At 41.0% G+C, this 1,468-nt stretch carries 1 protein-coding gene and 3 pseudogenes; 2 read left to right on the forward strand and 2 right to left on the reverse strand.

From position 1 onward, the window contains the following. A pseudogene (locus tag FTV08_RS16010) lies at positions 1-127 on the forward strand (IS5/IS1182 family transposase); the annotation flags it as partial. Positions 128-221: 94 nt separating this feature from the next. Here the strand turns inward: FTV08_RS16010 and FTV08_RS16015 are convergent. Together FTV08_RS16015 and FTV08_RS16020 are read right to left on the reverse strand one after the other, a co-directional pair. Further along, positions 222-586: pseudogene (locus FTV08_RS16015) on the reverse strand (IS3 family transposase); the annotation flags it as partial. Next, positions 580-863 (reverse strand): annotated as a pseudogene (locus FTV08_RS16020) (helix-turn-helix domain-containing protein); the annotation flags it as partial. The pseudogenes FTV08_RS16015 and FTV08_RS16020, both read right to left, overlap by 7 nt. Positions 864-1,044: 181 nt before the next feature. Here FTV08_RS16020 and FTV08_RS16025 point away from each other — a divergent pair. After that, positions 1,045-1,468 (forward strand): helix-turn-helix domain-containing protein (locus FTV08_RS16025; protein WP_180087655.1); only part of this gene is annotated, 424 nt, incomplete at its 3' end.

Below are 1,468 nucleotides of genomic sequence, written 5' to 3' on the forward strand. Positions count from 1 at the left end.
TTTAGTTGAAAATATGTTTTGTAGATTAAAGCAATTTAGAGGAATAGCTACTCGATATGACAAGCTCAAAAGAAATTATCAAAGTTCTGTTGCTTTAGCCTGTATATTTTTATGGCTACCTTTATAGCGTTAATTATGAACAGTAAATGTCAACAGACCCTAGTCGAAGCTCAGAATTAAGCTAAAGGCCTTTTTTCAGATGCAGAATCCTTTATCTGATCCTAGACAGTATTGTGGACATTCGATCCCTCTAAATTCTTACAATATTTTTGTTCAAAGGCTTCAGGACTTAACCAGCCATTTGCAGAATGTATTCTGATTCGATTGTAATAAATCTCGATATAGTCAAACAAGACAGCATTCGCTTCTTTTCGAGTGGCAAACACACTGCCATGGATTACATGACCTTTCAATGTATGAAAGAAGCTTTCAGTCACTGCATTGTCCCAACATGAGCAGTGTACTGCGCAAGACTGCGTGACATACTTTGAATACAGTTATTCGTCAATAATAGCGCTCTAAAAGCACGACTACAGTACTGACTGCCTTGGTCAGAATGAACCATAACTCCTGTTGAATAAGCTTTTCATGCGCCAAGGTTGGTCCGAAACCATGCAGTTGATCAGAAACAATATTGAGGCACTTGAGTCTGAGTTCTTCAGAAAGCCTGGAATTGCTGGTTTGGCCACGACCCGTATGGGCTATAATGCAGCTGGACCTTGAACTTTGTATTTCTGCAGTAAGCGTCTGACCTGACATTCTGAAATATGAAGTAGAAGTAGCTGAGCAGCCTGGGATTGAGTTATGCGTTGATCGCAGATTTCCTGCAAAACCGACAATCGTTTAAGTTCTTTATCCGACATAGACACCAACATATCAAACCGTCCGCTAAGGAAATTGCAAAAGTGCACATTCTAAAAGCGGACATTTCTATTTTGGGCTTACAATTTGTGTTAAAACCCATTCAAAATGTCTATATTCTCACCAATAAAAATGTCTAGTTTATGATGGTTTTCACCATCATGGACTGGATATAAATTAGAGATGTTGATCACTATGTCTGACAAGGAAATTCAACGTCTTGCAGTTCTGCAAGACGTTCGAGATCATCGTATTATCCAGGTCCGTGCTGCTGAAATCCTGAATCTTTCCACTCGTCAAATTACCCGGTTATTGCAGAAACTCAATCAAGACGGTGTTTCAGGTCTGGCACATGCTAGTCGTGGTCAACCTGGCCATCATCGCCATGATGAGTTATTAAAATCAAAATGTCTTTCCATTATTTCTGAACATCTGCTGGGCTTTGGACCTACCTTGGCGCATGAAAAGCTCAGCAGCATGTTTGACCTGAATATCCCGGTAGAAACGGTTCGGCGCTGGATGATGGCCAATGACCTCTGGATTCCGCGATCCAAGCGCCTTAAACGTCCATATCAGCCACGTTATAACCGGGATTGCTTCGGTGAGC

Source organism: Acinetobacter sp. YH12226 (genome assembly GCF_013417805.1).
In the GTDB taxonomy this organism is placed as follows: domain Bacteria; phylum Pseudomonadota; class Gammaproteobacteria; order Pseudomonadales; family Moraxellaceae; genus Acinetobacter.